This is a genomic window from Corallococcus praedator, assembly GCF_003612125.1.
GTDB classification, from domain to species: domain Bacteria; phylum Myxococcota; class Myxococcia; order Myxococcales; family Myxococcaceae; genus Corallococcus; species Corallococcus praedator.
In genome coordinates, this window is sequence record NZ_RAWI01000540.1 from 1 (window position 1) to 5,210 (window position 5,210).

The 5,210-nt window shown below is 68.0% G+C and carries 4 protein-coding genes and 3 pseudogenes; 5 read left to right on the plus strand and 2 right to left on the minus strand.

Annotation, left to right across the window (positions count from 1 at the left end; translation table 11 throughout):
- Positions 1 to 166 precede the first annotated feature (166 nt).
- Positions 167 to 1,198, plus strand: coding sequence for a 50S ribosomal protein L11 methyltransferase (locus D7Y13_RS48860; protein ID WP_120586022.1), 1,032 nt, complete (start codon positions 167 to 169; stop codon positions 1,196 to 1,198).
- A 39-nt stretch (positions 1,199 to 1,237) separates the two neighbouring features.
- Here the strand turns inward: D7Y13_RS48860 and D7Y13_RS38220 are convergent.
- Positions 1,238 to 1,342, minus strand: a pseudogene (locus D7Y13_RS38220) (IS66 family transposase); the annotation flags it as partial.
- Between the two features lie 22 nt (positions 1,343 to 1,364).
- Between D7Y13_RS38220 and D7Y13_RS38225 the strand changes: the two are divergent.
- Both D7Y13_RS38225 and D7Y13_RS38230 read left to right on the plus strand, forming a co-directional pair.
- A pseudogene (locus tag D7Y13_RS38225) lies at positions 1,365 to 1,565 on the plus strand (transposase); the annotation flags it as partial.
- 27 nt (positions 1,566 to 1,592) lie between these two features.
- On the plus strand, positions 1,593 to 2,555 hold the full coding sequence (locus D7Y13_RS38230; protein WP_233596012.1) for a WD40 repeat domain-containing protein: 963 nt from the start codon (positions 1,593 to 1,595) through the stop codon (positions 2,553 to 2,555).
- Here the strand turns inward: D7Y13_RS38230 and D7Y13_RS38235 are convergent.
- Positions 2,552 to 3,390: pseudogene (locus D7Y13_RS38235) on the minus strand (IS5 family transposase). The gene D7Y13_RS38230 and the pseudogene D7Y13_RS38235 sit on opposite strands and share 4 nt — an antisense overlap.
- Before the next feature lie 140 nt (positions 3,391 to 3,530).
- On the opposite strand from D7Y13_RS38235, the gene D7Y13_RS38240 reads away from it, so the two are divergent.
- Together D7Y13_RS38240 and D7Y13_RS38245 are read left to right on the plus strand one after the other, a co-directional pair.
- On the plus strand, positions 3,531 to 3,956 hold the full coding sequence (locus D7Y13_RS38240) for an Rrf2 family transcriptional regulator (protein WP_120534065.1): 426 nt from the start codon (positions 3,531 to 3,533) through the stop codon (positions 3,954 to 3,956).
- A gap of 138 nt (positions 3,957 to 4,094) precedes the next feature.
- On the plus strand, positions 4,095 to 4,886 hold the full coding sequence (locus D7Y13_RS38245) for an SDR family NAD(P)-dependent oxidoreductase (RefSeq protein ID WP_158620508.1): 792 nt from the start codon (positions 4,095 to 4,097) through the stop codon (positions 4,884 to 4,886).
- The last annotated feature ends 324 nt before the right edge of the window (positions 4,887 to 5,210 follow it).

Here is a 5,210-nt window from a genome sequence, read left to right on the forward strand (position 1 = left end):
GTCGTCCGCCGCCGCCCCCAAGAGGCCGGCGCCCGCTGCCTCCAAGAGGCCCTCTTCCGCGGCCGCCCCCAAGAAGCCGGCGCCCGCCGCCGCCGCGCCCTTCGAATTTCCGCCCGACGCCGCGTTCACCTGGCACTCGGAGAGTGACGAGCCCGCGCCTACGCGCCTGTCACCCGTCGATGACGCGCTCAGCGCCGACACCGCGCTCAAGCGCGTCCGCCGGGGCGAGTTCCTGCGCTACACCGGCGACTTCCACAACGCCAAGCAGCTCCTTGGCGCGCTGGGCCGGCGGCTCGAACGGTCCGCGCAAGCCCGCTCGCCGCTGGAGGCGTTCCGGGCCGAGCGCCGCGCGCGGCAGTTGGAGCATGCGACGCTGTCGCGCATCGTCGTCGCGCTCGACCGGAACTACCGCCTGGACCTCGCGCGTGCACCGGAGGTCGCGGCAGCGTGCCGGCAGGTGTGGGGCGAGCCGACGACGGACTTCACCGTCGTGCCGCTCAAGCAGCTGCTCGGCATGCTCGGGGCCGCGGAGTGGCAGCGCAAGGGCCTGGCCGTCCCGGGTCTCAAGGGCCTGCTGCATCCGCACTACGGCGTCTACCTGCCCACGCGCACCGACTACGTGGAGCTGCTGGCGGCCGTGCCGGACGTGAAGGACAAGCGCGTGTTCGACGTGGGCACCGGCACCGGCGTGCTCTCCTTCCTCCTCCTGCAGCGCGGCGCGGCGTTCGCGCAGGCCACCGACTGCGATTCCCGCGCGGTGACGTGCGCACGGGAGAACGCGGAGCGACTCGGCCTCTCGCAGCGCTTCCAGGTGACGGAGGCGGACCTGTTTCCGGAAGGCAAGGCGGACCTCGTCGTCTGCAACCCGCCGTGGATTCCGGAGCCGCCCAAGAACCGCGTGGACCGAGCGGTGTTCGACGAGGACAGCCAGTTCCTGCGGCGCTTCCTCGAAGGACTCCCCGCCGCGCTCAACCCGGGGGGAGAGGGATTGCTCATCCTGTCGGACCTCGCGGTGCTGCTGGGCCTGCGTCCGCCCGAGTGGCTCGAGGAGCAGTTCGCGCGCTGCGGCCTGACGGTGGCGTGGCGAAAGTCCACCCCGGCGCGGCACTCCAAGGCCAAGGACAAGGAGGACCCCCTGCACGCCGCGCGCTCCCGGGAGATCACCACCCTCTACGGCCTCGTGCCCGCAGGCAGGTAGTCGCGGACGGCCGTAACCGTCCGGCCAACGACGTGCCGGAGCGAGGTTCTCCCCTGCGGCCTCGTGGCCGACGAAGAGAAAGTTCTTCCTGCCCAGGGCGGCCTTGCGCAGGGCGGCTTCGCTGCGGTTGTTGTCCAAGGGCAGGCGCGCGTGGTGTCGTGAGCACCGCGTGCAGGCTGTCATCCCCACCCGCTCCAACCAGCCCCGCCTGCGCTCCTTCCGCCACGCGGACTACCGCAAGCGTTGCCGCGTGGAGTGTCTCTTCAATCGCCTGAAGCAGAGCAGGCGCGTGGCGACGCGTTACGAGAAGCGCGCCGCCAACTACCTGGCGATGGTTCTCATCGCCTCCATTCGTCTCTGGCTCTAGTTTGCGGACACGTCCTAGACTGAAGCGATGTGGCGCCGTTATCCCCAGTGGCTCGATGCGGGTGAACCCTACGGAGATCCGCTCGGGGCGCCGATGCTGTGGCCCGACGGGCGTCACATCGCCGCGAACGGGCGCGGGCGCATCTTCCTCTGGAGCCTGGCGACCGGTGAGTGCACGCGGGTCCTGAAGACGGGCGCCATCTGTCGGAATGGAGAGCCCTGGTTCCGGCTGGCGGGTGAAGCCGAGCTGGGCCGCGTGCTCGAGGCGCACGAGATCCGCGGCCTGGCCGTCTGGGACTCCAAGGACTGGCGACGCGTGCAGACCTTCGAGGGCCACGGAGAGGAGGTCCAGGCCGCCGCGGTCGTCAGCGAGGACCGCGTCGTCTCCATCAGCGCCGACAGCAGCGCGCGGCTGTGGGACGCATGGACGGGCGAGAACCTGCGCACGCTGGAGACCGGACCGCTCTACGCGCTCGCGCATTCGCCCGCCCGGGGCCTCGTCGCCGTGGGCGGAAGCAACGGCGCGGTGCACCTGCTCGAAGGCCTCACGCTCAACGTCCGCGCCCTCTTCCACCTGCGCATGGCCACCGCGCGCCATGAGCCCCTCGGCGCCGAGCGCAAGGAGCAGCTCGGCATCGTGTGGAACCGCCCGTCGAACACCCTCCGGGCGCTGGCCTGGCACCCCGACGGAGAGCACCTCCTCTGCGGGTCCTGGGACTTCGTGGCCCGCATGTTCCACAGCCGCACCGGCCGCGTCGTGCGGCAATGGCACGGCCACGCGCACTGGGTGGACTTCGTCGCGGTGGAGCCCTCGCGCGGGCTGCTGTGCACCGGGAGCTCCGATGGCACCGTGCGCGTCTGGTCGCTCGACTCTACCGAGTGCCTCGCCGTGCACGACGTCGGCCACGCCGACCTGGGCGGCCTGCTGGTGCACGACCGGACGCTCTACGTGACGTGTCAGCGGGAGCTGTTGTCGGTGCCTCTGGGCTAGAGCGTGTCCGCAAACGAGAGCCAGAGGCGGATAGAGGCGATGAGGACCATCGCGAGGTAGTTGGCGGCGCGCTTCTCGTAGCGCGTCGCCACCCGCCGGTTCTGCTTCAAGCGATTGAAGAGACACTCCACGCGGCAGCGCTTGCGGTAGGCCGCGTGGCGGAAGGAACGAAGGCGCCGCTGGTCGGAGCGAGTAGGGATGACCGCCTGCACGCGGTGCTCACGACACCAGTCGCGCAGGCTGTTGTAGCTGTAGCCCCTGTCCCCTACGAGGGCATCCGGCAGTCGGCGCGGCGCCCCCGGCGTATGCGCACGCGGGACGCTTCCGCCCGCCATCAGGGCGGGGAAGGCCTGCGTCTCGTGTCGCTGGCCCGCCGTCAGCGCAAAGACGAGGGGGCGGCCTCGGCCCTCGGCCCGGACGTGGAGCTTGGTCGAGAAACCTCCCTGGCTGCGCCCGAGCGCTTCGGCTTCCCCCCTTTATGCGGCGTGCCGCGGGCACGGGCCGCATGCTGGTGGGCTCGCACCACGCTGGCGTCCACGTAGTGCAGCGTCCAATCCAGCCGCCCGTCTTCATGCGCTTCGGCCTGCAACTGGCGCAGGATTCGCGCCCAGATGCCCGCCTCCTGCCACCGGTAGAAACGACTGCTGAGCGTCTTCCAACTCCCGAAGCGCTCCCGTGGCACTTCTCGCCAGGGCACACCCGTGCGCAGCACCCAGCAGATGCCGTCCAACACCAGGCGGTGGTCCATATTGGGGCGGCCCCTGGCCGGCGGCTGCAGCGGCAGCAGGCCGGCCAGCCTCTTCCATTGCGCGTCGGTCGGTTCTCCCCGGCTCATGCCGCCTCAACGCCGGGCGCCCTCGACCTATTTTGCGGACACGCTCTAGGCATGACTGCGTCGAGCGCTCAAGCCGTCGTTTGGCCGGACGGTTACTTTGCTCTTGCATCCAGATATGGATACCAACATAGTATCCATAAATGGCCTCCGTAAACACTCAATTTTCGATCGCCGTCCACGTAATGGCGGCAATCGCACATCACGATGGAGTTTTCACGTCGGAAATTCTCGCAGGCAGCGTGAATGCGAACCCGGTTTTTGTTAAGAGAATCCTCGTTAAACTCTCGAAGGCGAAGCTGGCTAAGGCGACTGTTGGTAAGTCGGGTGGTTATGGCCTGGCACGAAGCCCAAAGAGTATTTCCCTCTTAGACATCTACTCTGCGGTAAACCCTCCAGATGCTTTTGCCATCCATGCCTATCCCAAAACGAAGGAGTGTGTCGTGAGCTGTAACATCAAGGAAGTCATGAGCGACGTGCTGGTTGGCACTCAGGAGGCCGTCCGTAGGGATCTGAGGCAGACGACATTGGCGGACGTGGTGTCGAGAATCAGGGCCAGGTCCGGCTAGTTTTTTTTGCTCTCAATAGATACTTTAATAGTAACCGGTGTTCATCGAAAGGAACACGAAATGACTGGACTGAATGGAAAGCCCCCTGTGATTACCGGTGGCGCTACCGGAACCGACCGCGCCGAAGCAAGGCAGGGCATGGATGCGCCCACCGCCGTTCTCATCGGGGCGACCGGAGGACTCGGTCACGCCCTTGCCAGACTCCTCGCGGCCGAGGGCTTCCGGATCGTGCTCGCGGCGCGGCGCGAGCACGACGCCGCGGAGCTGACCGGCCGGAGCGACGGTTCGGCGATTTACCTGCGCGCGGACGTCACCGATCCGGCGAGCCTCGAGAAGCTGGCGGCGGCGGCCTTCGAGCACCTCGGCCGGGTCGATGCGGTGGTGAACCTCGCGGGCATCTCGCCACGCAAGGCAATTGAGGACTACACGCCGGCCGACGTCGACGCGCTGCTCTCGGTCAACGTGAAGGGACCCATCTTCGTGACCCAGGCATTCCTGCCGGGGTTGCGCAAGCAAGCCGGCGGCGGAGTGGTCGTCCACCTCGGCGGCGCCATGGACGGCCGGGTGGCGCTGCCGTTCATGAGCGCCTACGCGGCGACCCGCGGCGCGCTGGCGAGCTACGTGCAAGGCGCCAACCGCGAGCTTGCCGGGACCGACGTGGTGCTTTCGTTCTTCGGGCCTGTGCCCTCCAACACAGAGTCGGAGTCCCCGTATTTCGACATGTGGCGCAAGATGGGCGTCGCCCTCTGCGAGCCCGACGTGGTCGCGCGCGAGATCCTCGCCACCATCCGCCAGCGACGTCGGGCCCACATCATGGGCGGAGGGCTGCTCAGGATGCTCACGCTCGCGAACGCCGTGTCGCCGTCCGCTGCCGACGCAATCGGTCTGCGGCGATTCGCGAAGCTCATCCAGCAGCATCATCCACGCTGATCTCCGCTCGGGGCGCCTCGCAGGTTCCCGGGAGCTCCGGGCCAATCAGTGAATGGTGGAAGAGTGGCATCGCAAGAAATGCTTAGCCGGACATACCCCCTGTACCTGTGAGGGAGCCTGATTCGAGCCAATGAGGCTGCGGCGGGCGGCAGTAGCCCCCTGTGTCAGGGAAGTTGTCGCCTCGGCTGAGTGGCCGGGATGACCACGCCTTGGGGGGCGAGAGCAGGCAGGATGCAGTGCCGTACACGGATGGATTCAAGTCACAGATGGTGAAGCGGATGGTAGGCCCGGGCGCGGTGAGTGCCGCCGCGCTGGCCCGTCAGG

Bases quoted from the DNA above. Each gene is read 5' to 3' on its own strand.
- D7Y13_RS38245 (WP_158620508.1), top strand. From the start codon at position 4,095: ATGGATGCGCCCACCGCCGTTCTCATCGGGGCGACCGGAGGACTCGGT.
- D7Y13_RS38230 (WP_233596012.1), top strand. From the start codon at position 1,593: ATGTGGCGCCGTTATCCCCAGTGGCTCGATGCGGGTGAACCCTACGGA.
- D7Y13_RS38240 (WP_120534065.1), top strand. From the start codon at position 3,531: ATGGCCTCCGTAAACACTCAATTTTCGATCGCCGTCCACGTAATGGCG.